At 37.6% G+C, this 17,079-nt stretch carries 19 protein-coding genes; 15 read left to right on the top strand and 4 right to left on the bottom strand.

Annotated features, from left to right (window positions below; genetic code table 11):
• The 3 genes from ACP7AE_RS13600 to repM (ACP7AE_RS13590) all read left to right on the top strand — a co-directional run.
• Positions 1-878 (top strand): MobA/MobL family protein (locus ACP7AE_RS13600; protein ID WP_426243710.1); only part of this gene is annotated, 878 nt, incomplete at its 5' end.
• Between the two features lie 2 nt (positions 879-880).
• The gene (locus ACP7AE_RS13595; protein WP_201602961.1) at positions 881-1,753 is read left to right on the top strand and encodes a hypothetical protein; all 873 of its coding nucleotides are present in this window, start codon (positions 881-883) and stop codon (positions 1,751-1,753) included.
• A 325-nt stretch (positions 1,754-2,078) separates the two neighbouring features.
• Positions 2,079-3,065: a replication initiation protein RepM gene (gene repM, locus ACP7AE_RS13590; RefSeq protein ID WP_201602959.1), complete on the top strand. Its 987-nt coding sequence runs from the start codon at positions 2,079-2,081 to the stop codon at positions 3,063-3,065.
• A gap of 166 nt (positions 3,066-3,231) precedes the next feature.
• Here repM (ACP7AE_RS13590) and ACP7AE_RS13585 read toward each other — a convergent pair whose 3' ends face one another.
• From ACP7AE_RS13585 to ACP7AE_RS13575, 3 genes are all read right to left on the bottom strand, one after another.
• Positions 3,232-3,867 (bottom strand): hypothetical protein, encoded by a 636-nt coding sequence (locus ACP7AE_RS13585; RefSeq protein WP_087816331.1) that lies wholly within the window; start codon positions 3,865-3,867, stop codon positions 3,232-3,234.
• A gap of 307 nt (positions 3,868-4,174) precedes the next feature.
• Positions 4,175-4,462 carry a hypothetical protein gene (locus ACP7AE_RS13580; RefSeq protein WP_181716601.1) on the bottom strand — a complete coding sequence of 96 codons (288 nt, stop codon included), beginning with the start codon at positions 4,460-4,462 and terminating at the stop codon, positions 4,175-4,177.
• Positions 4,463-4,484: 22 nt separating this feature from the next.
• Complete coding sequence (locus ACP7AE_RS13575; protein WP_426243706.1) at positions 4,485-4,754, bottom strand: mobilization protein MobS; 270 nt, start codon at positions 4,752-4,754, stop codon at positions 4,485-4,487.
• Between the two features lie 361 nt (positions 4,755-5,115).
• On the opposite strand from ACP7AE_RS13575, the gene ACP7AE_RS13570 reads away from it, so the two are divergent.
• From ACP7AE_RS13570 to ACP7AE_RS13520, 11 genes are all read left to right on the top strand, one after another.
• A complete protein-coding gene (locus tag ACP7AE_RS13570) occupies positions 5,116-5,238 on the top strand; it encodes a hypothetical protein (RefSeq protein ID WP_426243704.1) in 123 nt (40 codons plus the stop codon).
• 531 nt (positions 5,239-5,769) lie between these two features.
• On the top strand, positions 5,770-6,690 hold the full coding sequence (locus tag ACP7AE_RS13565; protein ID WP_426243702.1) for a replication initiation protein: 921 nt from the start codon (positions 5,770-5,772) through the stop codon (positions 6,688-6,690).
• Positions 6,691-6,878: 188 nt separating this feature from the next.
• Entirely contained in the window at positions 6,879-8,138 is a 1,260-nt protein-coding gene (locus tag ACP7AE_RS13560) for a S1 family peptidase (protein WP_426243700.1), read from the top strand.
• 132 nt (positions 8,139-8,270) lie between these two features.
• Positions 8,271-8,789, top strand: coding sequence for a hypothetical protein (locus tag ACP7AE_RS13555; RefSeq protein WP_426243698.1), 519 nt, complete (start codon positions 8,271-8,273; stop codon positions 8,787-8,789).
• A gap of 203 nt (positions 8,790-8,992) precedes the next feature.
• Complete coding sequence (locus ACP7AE_RS13550; protein ID WP_426138778.1) at positions 8,993-11,065, top strand: MobA/MobL family protein; 2,073 nt, start codon at positions 8,993-8,995, stop codon at positions 11,063-11,065.
• A 329-nt stretch (positions 11,066-11,394) separates the two neighbouring features.
• Entirely contained in the window at positions 11,395-12,369 is a 975-nt protein-coding gene (gene repM, locus ACP7AE_RS13545) for a replication initiation protein RepM (protein WP_248957083.1), read from the top strand.
• A 252-nt stretch (positions 12,370-12,621) separates the two neighbouring features.
• Positions 12,622-13,605 carry a transporter gene (locus tag ACP7AE_RS13540; RefSeq protein WP_248957084.1) on the top strand — a complete coding sequence of 328 codons (984 nt, stop codon included), beginning with the start codon at positions 12,622-12,624 and terminating at the stop codon, positions 13,603-13,605.
• 111 nt (positions 13,606-13,716) lie between these two features.
• Entirely contained in the window at positions 13,717-14,085 is a 369-nt protein-coding gene (locus ACP7AE_RS13535) for a hypothetical protein (RefSeq protein WP_248957085.1), read from the top strand.
• Between the two features lie 379 nt (positions 14,086-14,464).
• On the top strand, positions 14,465-14,716 hold the full coding sequence (locus ACP7AE_RS13530; RefSeq protein ID WP_248957086.1) for a hypothetical protein: 252 nt from the start codon (positions 14,465-14,467) through the stop codon (positions 14,714-14,716).
• A 49-nt stretch (positions 14,717-14,765) separates the two neighbouring features.
• Positions 14,766-15,254 carry a DUF2059 domain-containing protein gene (locus ACP7AE_RS13525; RefSeq protein WP_248957087.1) on the top strand — a complete coding sequence of 163 codons (489 nt, stop codon included), beginning with the start codon at positions 14,766-14,768 and terminating at the stop codon, positions 15,252-15,254.
• A gap of 193 nt (positions 15,255-15,447) precedes the next feature.
• Positions 15,448-15,978, top strand: coding sequence for a C39 family peptidase (locus ACP7AE_RS13520; protein WP_248957088.1), 531 nt, complete (start codon positions 15,448-15,450; stop codon positions 15,976-15,978).
• Between the two features lie 55 nt (positions 15,979-16,033).
• Here ACP7AE_RS13520 and ACP7AE_RS13515 read toward each other — a convergent pair whose 3' ends face one another.
• The gene (locus ACP7AE_RS13515; protein WP_248957089.1) at positions 16,034-16,312 is read right to left on the bottom strand and encodes a hypothetical protein; all 279 of its coding nucleotides are present in this window, start codon (positions 16,310-16,312) and stop codon (positions 16,034-16,036) included.
• Positions 16,313-16,566: 254 nt separating this feature from the next.
• On the opposite strand from ACP7AE_RS13515, the gene ACP7AE_RS13510 reads away from it, so the two are divergent.
• Positions 16,567-17,079 (top strand): MobA/MobL family protein (locus ACP7AE_RS13510; protein WP_426243696.1); only part of this gene is annotated, 513 nt, incomplete at its 3' end.

Raw genomic sequence — 17,079 nt, 5'->3', positions numbered from 1 at the left:
AAGAGATTGATCGGGGCGCAGACCCGCGTAACTTCCATGCTCATATCCTGTTCACCACGCGCACCGCAGAACTTGATGATAATTTTGAGATCGTATTGAAAGATAAGGCGACCATTGAGCTATCAGATAATAAGCGGCGTTCGCTTGGACTAGAGCGCGTCAGCGAGGAAATCAAAGAGGTTCGAAAAATTTGGGAGCAGACGGCAAACGATAAGCTAGCCGAGCATGACCATAAACTAGTCGATAGCCGCAGCTATGCCGCGCAGGGCAAAAACATTGAGCCACAAATCAAGATGGGTAGCGTTGCAACCAAGCTAGAACGTGATAAATATGAGGATGAGCTAAAGAAAGCGGCGCAAGCAGAGAAACAAGGCGAGGTTTACGAGATAGACGAGACGCCCGCTACTATCAGAGGTGAGATTAACGCCATGATTGCAGAGCGTAACGAGCTTGTAAGGAATGCAGCTATAGCAGAAAACCAACGTATCAATGACCCTGCTGACCAAGTTATTTTAGAAGGCAAAGCCACACCCACGCCGTTTGATCCACCTAAACCCAAATCTAAGCCTAATCGTGACACACAGGATGCTCCACAAGACGAATCAGCGCCAAAAGAGTGCCACTCTAGTAGATCTGCTTCGCAATCAATGCTTGAACGGCTAAGAGCCAAACGTGACGCACAGAACGCTTTAAAAGACGAATCAGCACCACAAGAGCATCGCTCTAGTATATCTGCCTCACAATCAACGCTTGAACGACTAAGAGCCAAACATGACGCAGCACAGGAAGCCAAAAAAAGTACCACCATAGCATCAGAGTCTAGACAATCAACGCCTGACCCTGATCCACCGTCACCTAGTCCACGATTTAGGATGTAATTATGAATGAGTTTGAAGAACGACTACTAGCGCTACTTGAAACCGCCGAGCAGCAAGCACAAGAAAACAAAGGGCAATCAGACGAAAATGAGAAACTGCTGGAAACCATTCGTGAACTAGTCGCTTATGTGCAAGAAGTTCAGCCAGTGCTAGATCGTGCTGTGAAAACGGCTAAACATTTCTATTCAAGCGAAAACTTAAAGACGCTTGAAAATATATGTGGAACTGCCGTACATCATGCGACAAGTCGGAATATAGACCATGCGCTCATTGGACATATTGAACATGAGATCGCGTCAAAATTTGAAAACGCGGAATTTAACGAGTTATCAGAGCAAGTAAAAGTAAAAATGTCACTTGCAACAGAAGATATGGCGACGGCCGGAACACAGGCAAAACTAGCAAGCACTAAACTTAATGAGGATTTAAAGAAAATAGGTTGGCGTATTGCTATTATTGCTATACCGATCACTATAATTTGTGCTGTGATGCTTTTGCTCGTGTATTTAGTTGTAAAGCCTAATGATGATGATGTTAGAACCCTACAAGCTGAAATACAGCAACTGGAGCAGATCAAAGCTCAAAGCCAGAACGATCTACAAACGATGAAAATGCGTTATGACAATGCATTGACTCATGCAAACACCAAATTTGTAAATGGTGAAGCATATATGCTCGTTGATACCAACAACTGTGATGACAGTGATAGCAGAAGAAATATTAAGTATTGCCGTATTGTTGGTGGACGACCGATGCCAAAAGTAACACCAGCTGCAACACCACGTCGTAGTCAGCAACCAGCTATTAACAATGGTAGCAATCCATTTGGTAGTAGTACTCAAAACCGATCAAACTCAGATACTAATCCTTTTTAAGGATGTTTCTATACTAATCTAACTATGCCTTAATTGCTTTTGATTTTTAATCAGTTATCAACAACCAAAAAGGCTTTTAATGTTTTTAATGCTTTTAATAGCTTTTAAGTCCGCTACAGACCTTACTGGTAAATGGATGTGACCCTCATAAGTAGACGTTTATACCGTTATAAGTGGACGTTTATACCGTTATAAGTGGACGTTTATACCGTTATAAGTGGACGTTTATACCGCACTAATAGACATTATATTAATTGACTATTAATTGACTATTGATATAATTGTCAATTAATATAAATCTATCAACTAGATGCAGGGAAAGCTAATGAACGAAAAGAGAAAGAAAAAAGATGGTGTGCAAGACTTAGTCGTGAAATCAAACCGAATTGTCACAGCCTTTCAAAGTTTATCTTTAACGGAGATGTGTCTAATACAGCTAGCTATTGTTGATGCAAGAGAGACAGAACAAGGGTTAGAGATCAATAAGCCGCTGTCTATAAGTGCAAAACGATACGCTGAAGCTTTTGATGTACAAATTGATACTGCCTACAAGATACTAGCCCAAGCTGGAAAAGGCTTAAGGGCACGTTATTTTACGTTTTTGGATGATACTGGTAGCAAAATTGAGACAAACTGGGTTCAGCAAGTCAGATATGTTAAAAGCGAGGGACGTATTGAAGTTATTTTTACTGTTGCCGTTGTTAATGAAATTACTCGCTTAAGCTCACACTTTACACAATATGACCTAGAGTTCATCGCAACGCTCAATAGCATCTACTCTGTGCGTTTGTATGAGCTGATCGTAAAATGGTTAAGTGCTAGACAGACAGATATATTTGATTATGAAATATTGAGAGGTCAGCTAGGAATCAGTGTCAATGAATATAAAAACATGGGAGATTTCAAAAAACGTGTTCTTGATTTAGCTGTTAATGAGATTAATGAAAAGACCAATATTAAAGTTAAATATGAGAATGTAAAGCAAGGTCGCAAAATCATAGGTTTTACGTTTACTGTGCATGAAAAGTCTAAGTCTAAAGCTGATAAAACAATCAAACTGCGTGACGCTAATAACGGTGATATGTTTACCATTGACGGACTATCTGACAAGCAGCTGTGGCGTATCAGTCGTCATAGAGAGTTTATAAGCATATATAGCAGTCTTGCTAAGGGCGATGCTGGAAAGAGCTGGTCAGCCTATAGTGATTTTATAGTTGGTGAGATCAAAAAAGACGCTTCCAAATTTAGTAAGAAACGTCCTATACGCGAATATTTAGATGGAAGTGAAGCAGACTATGACTTCTCAAGATAGCGAGAAAAACTGACCACCTAGAACAGTCTGTTATAAGTGGTTCTCTTATAGTGGTCTGTTTTAGGTAGTCTGTTAATAGGTTTAGAGGGCAAAACAACTAGTTCCCTTGGGGTATAGCCAAAAAGACACATCGTGTTCATTGATTATTAAAGAGCTAAATCAATATTCACAGGTTTTCATTTAACCCAAAATCAGCTAATGTTTTTGAATTATTGTTAAGAACAACTTTTACAAATTCAGGATCAATCTTTAAAAACAAATCAAGAGCATCTTTTATTTTCCAATAATTATCTTCAGGTTTCTTAATAATAATTTCCAGATGCTCCTTCAATAGAGGTATATATTCATAAAATCCTTTACGAAGGATTAGATAAAATACTCTACTAATCTCAAATGATTGTAAGTTAGAATCTTTAATAACCTTGGATATGGGTTCGAATATCTCTTGTCTTGCTTTAGCCCCTTGTCCTAAGTCTGATAAGCTAGCCCAGTAACTGATAATGCTATCCAGTACATGTTTATATGTATCATCATAACCGTGCAAGCGATGTTGGATCATTCCTTGTAAACGATTATTCATTAAAAGACTTCTAAGAGTATCGAATCCTTCTCTAACACCCCAAGATGTTAATAATCTGGAGACATCAAATAAAAGAGATTCATCATCGACCTCTAGTAGTGCTATCAATTTCTTAAGACGCTCTATGGGTACATCTTCTAAATCTATTTCGTCTGGTATTTCAGTATAATCCACGTTGTCTGGAATACTGTACAGTAGAGTATCTATCTCGCTTTTATTCATTTTATGACCTTGCAATTAGCTTGTGTATTTTGATGATTTTTTACCATGACGTCCTTTTTTAGAGTATGTTCGACTCCTGTATAGCGCACCGATCACGAATAGAATATATATGGTAAGTACACCATCATGTACACTGTGGCCATCTAAATAATTAATACCATTGGTATCATTAGCCTACAGCCAAAGATTCAAGTCCTCACTAGGGTACCGAACTAGTTAAAGCACCTGCTTGGTTATTCTCATATCCTCTGTAACAATTATCTAGCTTATACCCCCACTTACGTAAAACCTAGAATAGTCTCCGAGTTTATTTGGTACAAATTATAAAGCGGTAGATATCACAACATAGAGTCCAGAAAAACCAGAGCAATATAGCAGCACATGAACCCAAGCCGATAACAATAGTGCCTATTCTAATACCGCCATCTAGACCCCCATTCCAAATATGAGGTGCAATAGGTGGACCCATCGTAGCAATAAACGCCAAGAAAAAGCCTAGCATTACTATAAACCCTGTAATTGCAAGGCGTATCACTATTACTAATATGTTATCAACCCATGTATCATTCTTCTTATGCTCTAGAAACTTAAACATGACTATCCTTTTTTTTGGCTACTTAACTCTTAATTGCTTTAAGTCCCTTTACCAAATCTGCCATTAAATCCTTATCCGTCTGTCTGGTCAGGAAATTCAATAGATTGTCAGCCGTATATTCTTTCAAACCATCTACTGAATTATTCTCTAAAGCATCTACCAAAAAAGCACCAAGTAATATTTTTTGCCGTGTTAGCTTCTTATCTAACTTCTGCTTCTCTCTATTTATCTTAAGCTCAAGCTCATTGATCTTCTGCTGTTCTTTTAGATCATTACCACCAAGTAAGCTCATACCCTTCTCCTAGATTATCAAATTATTTACTTACCTAACTATAGCAACTTCGCCAATACCTAACAACAGTTTATGATATAGTTATTTGACGGATGGTTGAGTCCCTCTGACAAGAGCGAGTTTTCGACTTTACAAATGTTTATCCCTACTGGTCACACATTTATAAAATCAAAACATCGGCAGGGGTAAACCCCCACACCCCCCAGCACTACGAAAAGACGTAGTGCTAAAAACCAAAAATCTGAGCTTATAGAAATGGCTATTTTTATCGCATCGACCAAATCCATATCACGAAGCAATGGACAAAATGCCGTTGCTTCTGCGAGCTATCGCGCTGGGGTTGATTTACAAGATAAACGCTATGGCAAAACTCACGACTACTCAAAACGGCATGGTTTTATTCATCTATGTCAAAGCCTTGGATACCTATATCTCAGATTATAGCCAATCTAATGAAGTTAAGGAGTCGCTAAAAAGTACCTAGCAGATACTATTAGTAAAACTCGTTATTAGCTCAAATATGCGCTTAGAGCGTCTTTAAGTACTTTGCTGAATAATATAGCTTTAAGTTGTCTAAAGACCAAAATACGGCAATATAGAGCTGTGTAAGCTCATTTAATTACAATAAAGATAGAGCTGTTACCCAAAGTCGTGGTGTAAGTCGCTAATAGAATCTCTTTTTATCAAATTCTGATAAATAATTTCAATTTTTCACTGTCCAAATCTTCCTAATTTTCAATAAAACGTTTTCTTAGGGTTTTATTTATTCTTGTTTACTCTTGTTTATTCTTGTTTAAGAGCTATTTTTCCCTTTTAAAATCAGTAAGTTACGAGCGTAAAAAACACCTATTGAGCAAAGAAAACACCTATTGAGCAAAGAAAACACCTATTGAGCAAAGAAAACACCTATTGAGCAAAGAAAACACTCAAAAAAAATTTTGTGATTTTTATTTGTGTTTTTTAAATGGGTAAGCTAGCATATCAGTTATTAATATTACTGCTGACAGGTTCAAATATGGAAAATAATTTAGTCGCACAATCTAATGCTTTAGTACTAGCGGCGTATGCTATGAGCACCAAAGAGAAGCAACTACTATTCTCTTGTATTAGTCATATTGACAGTAGACCAGACGCTGTACAAATAACCAAACAAACGAAATTTACAGTTACTGTTGAGCAGATAATGGAGGTTTTCTACCATGATGGGAAAAAACAAAATATATATAGGGACTTAGAAACAGCTGCGGACAGCCTATTCGACAGGGAAGTAACAATACAACTTGATGGAAATAAAAGGTTGCGGACTAGATTTGTATCAGGCGTATTGTTTGATACTGATAATAACTTGATAACAGTTACTTTTGCAGAAGATATACTGCCGTACTTAACTCAATTAAAAGCAAACTTTACTAAGTACAGATTGATTGAAATAGCCGAGTTATCAAGCACACATGCTATACGTCTGTATGAATTGATTGTCTGTTGGATCGGTCAGTACCAATATAGCAAGACCTTAGACCTTGAAGATTTTAAGTATATTATGGGTGTATCAGGTAAGTATAAGCAGTTTGGACAGTTGAGAGAACGTGTCATAGATAAAGCGTTAGAGGAAATCAACGCTAATACTGAATACAAAATAACGGTTGATTATCGAAAAGTGAGACAGTCCTTTGTTAGCCTTACCTTAAAGTTTCATAAAAAATCTTTGGCGAGATTAGAGAACAAAGATGGCAGTTTATCAAACGATAAGATTGATGCGATAGTTAGAACAGAGCAGTTTGTAGCTGACTATAATAACTACCGCCGTTTAAGCCATAACGCAAAGATGAATACAGATGATTTTAGGCGAGAGATGAAAGATTATCTAATAACTTATCCTGAAGATTTCACAAAAAGACCGCTAGAAGATTATTTGAAGTCCCCTAGTAAGAAGTAGCAATACTGTCCAACACCCATAGACCGTTATAAGTAGTTCTCTTATAGCAGTCTTTTTTAAGTGGTCTATTAATAGGTTTGAGGGGATAAAACACTGGTTCCCTTGGTGTATAGAACAAAAGTTTACACCATACAAAGAATTTATGTAGATAATTTATCTATTTTATTCATCTATGAGGACGGTTAACTATGATCAAAAGTAATATCCCCTATCAAATTAGCATTAGTATATTAACAGCGTGTTTTTCAATTAATTTAGCGTATGCTGCCACTAATGACGAAAGGAGCAGTACCGTAGTTAATGAGTACTCTAAGGTATATAACGTTAGTAAAGAAGAGTCAAAACGCCGTCTAGATATTATGGCAAACTATAATGACATTGAGCAAAAATTAATTGCAGAGTTTGGTGACGATATTGCTGGTGTATATTTTGATTCAACCTCTGCTGAACTAAAACTTTATATAAGAACAACGAAAAAAGGAAAAGTAGTTAAAGAAGTCAAAAAATTCGCACAAAACATTGAAATACCAGTAGAAGTCATTCCTAACTCTCCAAGAAACGCTCAGTCCATTAAGAATATTATCGAAAATCAAGGTGCTCGCCTGAGACAATCAGTTAAAGGGGTTCAAAGCATCGGTTATAATCCAGAAATAGACGCAATTACAATCTATATTTATGAAACAGACCTAAATCGTCGTGAACAATTAGCAAATACTCAACAACTTAAAAAGATTAGCGGTATGGAAACGGAGTTAGTATTTTTAGACTCACCTATTGATATATTATCTCTGAAAGGCGGAGCACAAATATCTAAGGTCGTAAATGCAGGAGGTACATCTTACGGAAATTGTACCGCTGGATTCCCTGCGATTAACGCTGCTGGCAAATCTGGCCTTGTTACAGCAGCTCACTGTGGGTTGCCTAGTTCACCTATTGGTACTACGTTTGTTTATATAGGGAAAGATAACGAAAGAGCCAATATGACTATGACAACGTATAATAGGAATGCTACTACGCATGATATGGCTTTTATTACTCCTGACAGTTCAGGAACGCTCGTATCAAATGGTTATTATGCGGACTCTGTAGGTTCAGTTGAACCAGTTACCCCTCCAGTACAATCAGCTGTAGGAATGTTTGTATGTCACCAAGGATTTACTACAGGTTTATCTTGCGGCACAATCAGTCAGGTTTCTATTTTAAATGATACTAATGCAAAAAGAGGTTGCCCTGCTCAACAAAATAACTTAGTTGTAGATTGTGCGGCTACCTTTGTTGCTGTAAAACCTCGATCTGGCTACCAGTTGAAAAATGAAGAAGGCGATAGTGGTGGTCCTGTATTTGGATCAGTACCCTACGGTATTGTCAGTTCAGGGAATAATCAAGTATTAATATTCTCTCAGCTCAAATATTTGTCCGAATTGGGTGTTCAACTTAAATATAATTAATATAGATTAATGAAGGTTACCCTTTGAAAGCCCTATTTTTTGGAAATAAGGGCTTTTAGATGTAAATATATGAAATTTTAAAAATAGCTTTAGGCAAGCTCTATGTTAAATAAAAATTAATTAAGGGATACCATGAGAATTAATATTATATTATTAGCATTAGCATTGACCTCTTGTCAAAGCATGTCGTCTCCAACCTCTATGTTGAAAAAAGATGTGGAAACTCAAGAAGAGTCGAAGTCATTACTTCATAATTACGGTTCATCAGGTCAAGAAATTTTCTATTCATATTCGTTTAAGTTCGCTGATTTAGATAAAGTCGATGTTTTAATAAGCTCAAAAGTAAGGCTTGAGTATGAAGACGGCTGTATTTACCTATTTGATGGTAGGCAAAGAAATTTACCTCTACTACCCCATGGACAAGCAAGTTGGGATGAAGATCATAAGACTTTAATGTACTTTAAAGTTATTTATGAGATAGGTGATATTATTGAAGGTACAGGGACGCAACTATTACCTTGGGAGATAGAGCAAGCTAAAAAAGAGGGCTTCATTACCACCCCTTCTAATAAATGCAAAGCTGAAGGAATATATAAATTATACAATCTACCTTACGGACGTTCGTTAAGAAATAAATTCCCCAAAATATAGATATTATCAGGCTGGAATTAATTAATATTAGTCAGCGTTTAATGTTTGCGTCCCTCTGACAAGAGCGAGTTTTCGACTTCACAAATGTTTATTACCTACGGCAATACATTTATGAAATCAAAACATCGGCAGGGGTAAACCCCCACACCCCCAGCACTACGAAAAGATGTAGTGCTAAAAACTAACAGATAGAGCTTTCAGAAATGGCTATTTTTCTAGCATCGACTAATTCAATATCACGAGGAAGCGGACAAAGTGCCGTTGCCAGTGCGAGCTATCGTTCTGGTGAAATTTTAGAAGATAAACGATACGGTAAGACGCATGACTACTCCAAACGTTCAGGTGTGATGAGCGCGGATATTATTTTGCCCTCAGCATTAACTGCTGCCGGCGCTACTATTGATCGTAGTGATTTATGGAACAAAGCAGAGAGTGCCGAGAAACGCAAAGATGCAAGAGTGGCTAGAGAATGGCTTGTTAATCTACCGCATGAGTTAAGTGAGCAAGATCGTAAGACACTGGCGCATAGGTTCGCCCAAACCCTAGCCAACCGTTACGGCACGATCGCCGATTGTGCTATTCACAAACCAACTCAAAGAGAGATTGATCGGGGTGCTGACCCTCGTAACTTCCATGCTCATATCCTGTTTACTACTCGTACGGCAGCAATGGGCAATAATCATGAAATCATCTTGACTGACAAAGCCGATATTGAGTTGTCCGACACGAAGCGTCGTGAGCTTGGCATGGAACGAGTCAGTCTTGAGATTAAAGAGGTTCGCCAACTATGGGAGCAGCTTGCCAATGAAAAATTAGCTGAGCATAAGCACGATTTGATAGATTGCCGTAGCTATGCACATCAAGGCAAAGATATTGAGCCACAACTTAAGATGGGCAGCGTTGCGACAAAGCGGGAGCGTGACGCATATGAGAAAGCTAAAACGGCAGCAAAGGAAAAAGGCGAGGTATTTAACGGTATTGCCCCAGTGACGATCAGGGGTGAAATTAACGCCATGATCGCAGAGCGTAATAGCTTGGTGCTAGAAGCGTCTAACAAAATTATTTTTGAGAGAGAAAACCGTGACCGAATTGATAGAGTTAATCGAACGCTTGGAGAAATCACTGACAAAATCAAATACACAGAATCAGTCATTGATAGAACGCAACGAGTCATTGATGAAAACGCAGTTAGAACTAGAGACGCAGAATCAGCAAATGATTGGGCAGCTAAACGATGTGAGAACTTACCAAAGCGAATTGATGAAATCACTGACAAGCATGAGAGAGTCTTATCAGTTGGTGAGTGGGCAGCTGAACGATGCAAAAACTTACCAAAGCGAATTGATGAAACAAAACAAAGAGCTACAAACAGCAAATCAGAAGCTTCAAGAATCCATAACAGCATTACAGAAAGAGCAAAACCAGCCCCAAGCCCTTTCGATAACAAGTACGAACGAGCCTTTTTTGAGCGAAAAAGACGAATTGATCGAGCAATTAGAGAAACAAATAACAAGCTTAACGGATCGAAATTCGGAGATATTCAAAGAAGTAATGATGTTAAGGACGCAGCTAAGACGCTAGCTTATATATTGCTTGACCGGCATACAAAAGGACGTTTTGACAAGAGACAACTGACCGTACTTGATGACTTTGCGAAAAAATTAGGAATTAATGAAAACCAAGGTTCAGATTTTAGACACAATGTAAGGCTCGCTACCGACAAGATCAATACTGTCGAGGTATTAGAGAATAATCCTCACGAATTTCGCTTGTTAAACTTCCCTTCACAAGAAAGGGAACATTACCAAACAGTCACAGCAGATTTTGATAGGTTTATCGCTCATGTAGACAAACAGAGGGCTGAGCTAAAACAAGAATATCAAGCAAAACTAGGTAAAAACGATAGTAGCAGAGTAACCGCAGAGATTTTAACAGTAAAACCTTATCTAACTGCTTTAACCAAATATGCGAATAACAGTGACAAAACAGATGAGAGCAGAGCTTTAGCAGAGCAACATATAAATAAGACTATCAAATTGACTGCTAAGCAATATGAGATCGCGTACAAAGGATTAAATACATTAGATAGCAATGAGAGCGCCCAGAAGCATGTTAAAGAGCTTGGGGACAGTTTAAGTAGCTTTACTACTGATTATGCTGAAAAGTTAACTGAGGTTGATTTAAGAAGCATTAATGAAGGTTTAAAAGTCATTGATAGAGGAATAGAGGTTAGTAATACAAGTCAGAGTAGAAATAATCTGTCACCAGGCTTCTAATCTTACATATCCTTTTTTTTGTTTTCTTTTATTAGTTATACACAACCAGAAATGCTTTTAATGCTTTTAAATGCTTTTAAATGCTTTTAAGCGCTCTGAGTCGATTGATATCAAAGGGCTGTAGCTGTGATAAGGTGACGTTTAGTTACCTATAAGGTGACGTTTAGTTACCTATAAGGTGACGTTTAGTTACCTATAAGGTGACGTTTAGTTACCATTATGTGACATAAAAAAATATGTCACATAAATGACCTTTTGCTACTGTAAAGTGACTTGTTATTATTTGTCACTTAATATAAGGTGAGTATTTATTCATTAGAGTAATGACAATGAACAATAAAAAAAACCTAGTAGTTAAGACCAATAAGATAAATGAAGCACTACAAAATTTATCATTGGCTGAAGTACGCATCATCCAGTTAGCAATTGTAGATGCTAGAGAAACAGCCACAGGGTTAAGTACTGATAAGCCATTACGAATTGATGCCACACGTTATGCAGAGGTATTTGATACCACACGACAGAATGCTTACCAGCGTATGAAGGATGCTGAAGAGACTTTATTTAACAGACGCTTCACCTACTTTGACGATAATAAAAAACCTATTAAAAGCCGTTGGCTACAGCAGGTGCAATACCATGATGGCGAAGGAGCAATGGATTTAGTATTCACGCTTGCCGTTGTTAAGGGAATTAGCCGTATTGATGGTTTGGAGCAGTTTTTTACTTCATATTTATTGGAGCAAACGACACAGTTCAATAGTGTGTACTCAGTACGGCTTTATGAGCTCTTAACGCAGTGGCGCTCTGCTAAGAAGACACCTTGTTTTGCGTTAGAGATCTTTCGACAACAAATGGGGCTAGGTGTCAGTGAATATAAAAGAATGAATGACCTTAAAAAGCGAGTATTAGATTTAGCTATCAGTGAGATTAATGAAAAATCAGATCTAAAAGTAAAATATGAGAATGTAAAAAAAGGACGCAGTATTATAGGCTTCACTTTTACAGTTCATGAAAAGCCAAAACCTAAGACTGAGCAAGTAGCTAAGCCTCGTGATGTTGATAACGGTGATATGTTCACGATTGATGGATTGTCTGACAAGCAGCTGTGGCGTATCAGTCGACATAAAGAGTTTATAAGTATGTATAGCGGTCTCGCTAAAGGCGACGCTGGTAAGAACTGGTCAGCATATAGTGATTTTATAGTTGGTGAAATCAAAAAAGACGCTTCCAAATTCAGTAAGAAACGTCCTATACGCGAATATTTAGATGGGAATGAAGCAGACTATGACTTCTCAAGATAACGACAAAAACCAACTACTTAAAATAGACTGTTATAAGTGGTTCCTTTATATCAGTCTATTTTAAGTGGTCTGTTAATAGGTTTGAGGGCTGAAATAACTGGTTCCCTTGGGGTATAACACAAATAATAATATGAAATTGTGTAACTTAGTAAATTTTATTCATGTGTAAAGTTTATTTTAGTATGCAATCAAATATAAATAGATTATTATCCAATTAATGTTTATTTAATTATCAAAATTTTGGAAGAATAGATGTCTCATAACTCTTATTTTGGGACTATTATTACTATAGTTGCAGCTTGTACTTTTAGCTCATTATGTCATGCAGACTTACCATTAACTATAGAGAGCCTAACAACAGATAAGGGCAGATTTAAGTTAGATACAACCATAAGTTATTTTAACCAAAATAATTCTAGTCTTTCGTCACAAGGTTCAAATATTATAGATTTAGGTAATGGGAATGTTGTCACTATTCCTAATCTCCCTACTGAAGGGATAGTTAATACGGATAGCGTTATCGGAACAGTAGGGCTACGTTATGGTATTAGCGAAGCCTGGGAAGTAGGTGTAAAAACTAATGGATTAGTGCTTGAGCAACGCCAAGAGAATGAAGATAAGGTCTCAACACAGAGTGATACTAGGATTCAAGATGTATCCTTAACGACTCAATACCAGCTTACTAAAAACCATAAAATTTTGCCTGATAGCTTGGTCTTTTCCGAGTTATCTTTATACGATAATACTTCTGGATTTGAGAAAGAAACAGCTAGCTCTGCACTTGTAGGTAGTACGGTGTACACCGTCAATGATCCTATTGCTTTGAGCTTGACAGGCACATATCAGTATAACAATACTCGTAAAGTTTTAAGTCCCCCTGAAGGTTTTCCTGATCAAATCGATATAGGTAATATTTTTTCTTTATCAGGATCTGTAGCATTTGCGGTTAATCCAGACATTACGCTCAATACGGGAGTCGGTTGGCGCATGATAGAAGGTGACAAATTCCCCAATACAGAGGTTGACCGTGCTAGGCGTACTGAAACCAGCTTAAACCTCGGTATGGCCTATGCGTTAACAGAGCGTAGTAATCTTACAGCTAATTTACGTGCTGATGTTTCAGGAGATTCAGGAAGTACGCTATCTCTAGGAATGACTACTAAGCTTGGTAAGCTGCCGCCACCTATATCACAGCAATATCGAAAAAATAAAGAACGAGAAATTCTTAATAATTAAATAGTTTTTAAATTCTGGCAACCAATCCAAACCATCCTGAAAACGTTGTCTTGGCCAGTGGACTAAAAGACAACAGCCCACCAAACTTAATTTACTAAAAAGGAATACGTAATGAAGGGTTTAACTAAAATTGTTGCTGCATCAGCTCTTGGTTTAAGCTTGAGTATCTCTGCTATGGCAGCTGACGAAGTGCAAAATAACGTAAGCTTAATTGGTCAATCTACATCAGATATGAGCTATGCGTTTGCTGATAGTGAAAACTTACAAGTTAAATCTATCTCTAGTCAAGAGATGGAAGCAACTGAAGGAGCATGGTTCCCAGTTGCGCTAAATTTGGCAGGTCGTGTTGTAACCAGTCAAGTAGCTAAACACCATATGTCCAATGCTGGATTGGTTTATGGTACATACCAAACTGGCAAGGCATGGAGTGGTAAGAGTAGCAACCAACGACGTAATGGTGGTGCTGGAGGCAGATGGTAGTAAGTACAAAAGATAAGAAGCCACACTTTAAGTATAATCGACTTTAACTGATTGGTATTTCAAATCTTTGAAATACCAATTAACAGAATTTGTGATGCTATGTTTACAAGAGAATGCCCTGGCTGTCATGGTAAAGTAATAAGACCTTTAGATTTTAAAAAATCTAAGACTTATCAGTGTCCAGAATGTTTACATTATGTGGATTCCAACGTTTTTTTATCCGGACTTTTATCCATTGGCTTAGCTTTATATGTTGGTTACCTATACAGTTTAGATATGTTTTATGGTGGGTTAGGCATGTTTCTAGTATTGTTCTTACGTTGGCTATTTTTAGACAAAATTGATGCAGTATTACTACCTCTTCATATAAAAGAATCTCATGATAGATGAAATAGGTATGATGATTGCTGGTTTTATATCAGGGAATAGTGCTGGTAAAAGTAGAAAAATAAAGGTTTGGGCTAGTGTAACTATAGGTCTACTGTTTTTTCTAATGAACTTTCTACTGGATTTATTCGGGCGCAATCCTATAATTTTAAATAATGTTTTGGTTTTAGTTGGTATATCTTTAGTTATAAGTACAGTGGCTTACATTCTTTTAACGATATTTAGTGCAGAGGATACTGTATGAATTTTCTTCTAATATTTATTACCCAAATTAACTTTTAGTAGGAAAGAAGATGCTCTATATATCAACTAGAACTACTTTTATTCGTTTACTTTTGATTCTTACGATTGGGTTATCAGGATTATCCATTGTTCAAGTCAGTCAAGCCTCTGTAACGCTCCAAGCGCAAAACTCAGAAAAGACAGCACTCGCACGTCAATTAATTAATATAGACGGCTCAAAGCAAGGATATAAACAGGCTAACCAAGTCGGGATTGAGTTGATGCGTAATAATATGCCTATGGCTCCTGATGAGTTTTTTATACGTTTATCAGAAAACCTTAACGCTTACGACTATGAAACAAGCTTGACTACTTTATATGCTCAAGTGCTTAGCGTTGATGAATTGAATGCCTTGGTTGACCTATATAGTAGTCCTACTGGAAAGTCTTTAGCTAGTAAAATGGGCATACTATCAGAGCGTTTAGCCTACCAACAAAATCAAATTGTAGAAACCATAGTTCAGCAAACTATGAATGAGATGGGTGTATTAACGCAATAAAGTTGTTATGACAAACTCAACTTGGATAAGGAGACGGATCATAAAAACTATATTTCAACAGTTGAATTTAAGGTGTTCTGTAATATTTGGAATGCTGACAATACTCATTTCTACCTCTACTCTAGCGGCTCCTGTTCTTTTTGAAACTACAACAAAGTCTATAACAGATATACCTATTACAACATGGAAAGAAATGCGCGATGCTCAAGTCGTCAAGCAAGATTTAGATTATTCATGCGGCGCATCTTCACTATCCACTATCTTGACGCACTTTTATCAGCAGCCAGTCACTGAAGAGCAAATCTTAACAGACATGAATCTGACGAGCATGATGGCATCTTTTCAAGACTTAGCTGTCGTTAGTCAAAAATACGGCTTTACTGCTAAAGGTATCGCTACTAACTACGACACATTAAAAAAGCTAAAGATCCCTGCTATTGTCTACCTTAATCATAAGCGTAGTGATCATTTTAGCGTCATCAAATCTATTAACGACACACATATCGTATTAGCAGACTCAAGCTGGGGAAATAGAACATTAACCAGATCACAGTTTGAAGCGATGTGGCATACACGTTCTAATGACAACCTAAAAGGTAGTTTACTACTTATTTTACCAACGACGACCGACCAGAAAAGTAATACTAGTTTAGCGTTTATGGAAATTCAAAATAATCAGAAATTACTACAACAAAGTGTTGAGCTATTTCGCTTCCCCATATAGCTTTTACTATCCTTATATCTAAATGTTGAACTAAGAAAATGGTAGTTAACATTTTTTAATAGATCTGTTTTGATGACTTATCTAAGTTGTTGATCAGTTCGCTCATCAAATCTTTATCACCCTGCCTAGTCAAAAAATCTTCTAAATTTTTAGCAGTATATTGAGATAGTCCTGGTACTTTATCTGTCTCTAATAACTCCGCCATGAAAGCTCCTAACAATATTTTTTGTCTTGTTAGCTTTTTATCCAGCTTCTGTTTTTCACGATTGATCTTTAGTTGTAAATCATTAATACGTTGCTGCTCTTTTAGTTCACTATTATCTAAAATGCTCATAGTAATATCTCGTCGTTAGTGTTTCTGTCTTTTGTAACTATAACAACTAAAACAAACTTCAACAATACACCATGCTATAATTTGTCTACAGTGTTTGAAGTCCCACTGACTAAGTGCGAGTTTTCGACTTTACAAATGTTTATCCCTATCGGTAACACATTTATAAAATCAAAACATCGGCAGGGGCAAGCCCCCACACCCCCAGCACTACGAAAAGACGTAGTGCTAAAATCCAACAGATAGAGCTTTTAAAAATGGCTATTTTTATCGCATCGACCAAATCAATATCACGAAGCAGTGGGCAAAGTGCCGTTGCCAGTGCGAGTTATCGCGCTGGTGTTGAGCTTGAGGATAAGCGATATGGCAAGACCCACGACTACTCAAAAAAGCATGGCGTGATGAGTGCGGATATTATTTTGCCGTCAGCATTGGCAGATGCTAAGGCTACTGTTGATCGGGGCGATCTTTGGAATAAAGCGGAGGCTGCCGAGAAAAGAAAAGATGCGCGTGTGGCTCGCGAATGGCTAGTTAATCTACCGTATGAGTTAAGCGAGCAAGACCGAAAAGAGCTGGCGCACCAATTCGCCCAAACCTTAGCAGACCGTTACGGCACGATTGCCGATTGCGCCATTCACCAACCCACACAAAAAGAGATTGATCGGGGCGCAGACCCGCGTAACTTCCATGCTCATATCCTGTTCACCACGCGCACCGCAGAACTTGATGATAATTTTGAGATCGTATTGAAAGATAAGGCGACCATTGAG

Source organism: Psychrobacter sp. TWP2-1-2 (assembly GCF_049896785.1).
In the GTDB taxonomy this organism is placed as follows: Bacteria; Pseudomonadota; Gammaproteobacteria; order Pseudomonadales; family Moraxellaceae; genus Psychrobacter.
The sequence above is the reverse complement of the archived record's forward strand: the minus strand, read 5'-3'. Positions and strand labels throughout refer to the sequence as shown.

What these genes read in the sequence shown, in the direction of transcription:
- ACP7AE_RS13595 (WP_201602961.1), top strand. Translation starts at nt 881, where the DNA reads ATGAATGAGTTTGAAGAACGACTACTAGCGCTACTTGAAACCGCCGAG.
- repM (WP_201602959.1), top strand. Translation starts at nt 2,079, where the DNA reads ATGAACGAAAAGAGAAAGAAAAAAGATGGTGTGCAAGACTTAGTCGTG.
- ACP7AE_RS13585 (WP_087816331.1), bottom strand. Translation starts at nt 3,867, where the DNA reads ATGAATAAAAGCGAGATAGATACTCTACTGTACAGTATTCCAGACAAC.
- ACP7AE_RS13580 (WP_181716601.1), bottom strand. Translation starts at nt 4,462, where the DNA reads ATGTTTAAGTTTCTAGAGCATAAGAAGAATGATACATGGGTTGATAAC.
- ACP7AE_RS13575 (WP_426243706.1), bottom strand. Translation starts at nt 4,754, where the DNA reads ATGAGCTTACTTGGTGGTAATGATCTAAAAGAACAGCAGAAGATCAAT.
- ACP7AE_RS13570 (WP_426243704.1), top strand. Translation starts at nt 5,116, where the DNA reads ATGGCAAAACTCACGACTACTCAAAACGGCATGGTTTTATTCATCTAT.
- ACP7AE_RS13565 (WP_426243702.1), top strand. Translation starts at nt 5,770, where the DNA reads ATGGAAAATAATTTAGTCGCACAATCTAATGCTTTAGTACTAGCGGCG.
- ACP7AE_RS13560 (WP_426243700.1), top strand. Translation starts at nt 6,879, where the DNA reads ATGATCAAAAGTAATATCCCCTATCAAATTAGCATTAGTATATTAACA.
- ACP7AE_RS13555 (WP_426243698.1), top strand. Translation starts at nt 8,271, where the DNA reads ATGAGAATTAATATTATATTATTAGCATTAGCATTGACCTCTTGTCAA.
- ACP7AE_RS13550 (WP_426138778.1), top strand. Translation starts at nt 8,993, where the DNA reads ATGGCTATTTTTCTAGCATCGACTAATTCAATATCACGAGGAAGCGGA.
- repM (WP_248957083.1), top strand. Translation starts at nt 11,395, where the DNA reads ATGAACAATAAAAAAAACCTAGTAGTTAAGACCAATAAGATAAATGAA.
- ACP7AE_RS13540 (WP_248957084.1), top strand. Translation starts at nt 12,622, where the DNA reads ATGTCTCATAACTCTTATTTTGGGACTATTATTACTATAGTTGCAGCT.
- ACP7AE_RS13535 (WP_248957085.1), top strand. Translation starts at nt 13,717, where the DNA reads ATGAAGGGTTTAACTAAAATTGTTGCTGCATCAGCTCTTGGTTTAAGC.
- ACP7AE_RS13530 (WP_248957086.1), top strand. Translation starts at nt 14,465, where the DNA reads ATGATAGATGAAATAGGTATGATGATTGCTGGTTTTATATCAGGGAAT.
- ACP7AE_RS13525 (WP_248957087.1), top strand. Translation starts at nt 14,766, where the DNA reads ATGCTCTATATATCAACTAGAACTACTTTTATTCGTTTACTTTTGATT.
- ACP7AE_RS13520 (WP_248957088.1), top strand. Translation starts at nt 15,448, where the DNA reads ATGCGCGATGCTCAAGTCGTCAAGCAAGATTTAGATTATTCATGCGGC.
- ACP7AE_RS13515 (WP_248957089.1), bottom strand. Translation starts at nt 16,312, where the DNA reads ATGAGCATTTTAGATAATAGTGAACTAAAAGAGCAGCAACGTATTAAT.